The 592-nt window shown below is 64.0% G+C and carries 1 protein-coding gene; it reads right to left on the reverse strand.

The window, feature by feature from the left end; translation table 11 throughout:
• Positions 1-592, reverse strand: a 592-nt coding sequence (locus JK635_RS27810) for an SAM-dependent methyltransferase (protein WP_202651812.1), incomplete at both ends; no start/stop codon positions are given.

Consider the following 592-nt stretch of genomic DNA (forward strand, 5'->3'; position numbering starts at 1 on the left):
AGATGCGAAAGCGCCTGTCGTCCACGGTCTGCCGTATCTCGTCGGCGCGCGCCTCGAAATTGTCGGCCCAGAGGGTGCAGGTTCTCGCGTAGTGGCGGCGCAGGTTTTCCACGTCCAGCGGCTCCAGCCCGCCCATCTGCATGGTCTTCAGCACCAGGCTCACATGCGGCAGTTCGCCGTGCGGGAATACATAGGTTTCAATGAATTCGCCGCCGCCATAGGGCGTTTCGCCATTGCCGACGTCGGTGGTGGTGATGCCATGGTTCATCACCAGTCCGTCATCCTTTAGCAGCGCATTGATCTTCCTGAAGTAAGCCGGCAGGTTCTTCAGTCCGACATGCTCGAACATGCCCACGCTGGTGATGCGGTCGAACTGGCCCTCCACGTCGCGGTAATCCTGCAGCCGGATCTCGACCTGGCCTTCCAGGCCGGCCTCGCGCACCCGCTCCACCGCCAGCGCATGCTGGTTGCGCGACAGCGTGATGCCGGTAACGCGGGCGCCATACTGGCTCGCCGCCCGGATGGCCAGCGCGCCCCAGCCGCAGCCAATGTCGAGCAGGGTGTCGCCCGGACGCACCTGGATCTTGTTGAG

The sequence above is a fragment of the Neobacillus paridis genome, from assembly GCF_016765675.1.
Taxonomy (GTDB): domain Bacteria; phylum Bacillota; class Bacilli; order Bacillales; family Cytobacillaceae; genus Neobacillus; species Neobacillus paridis.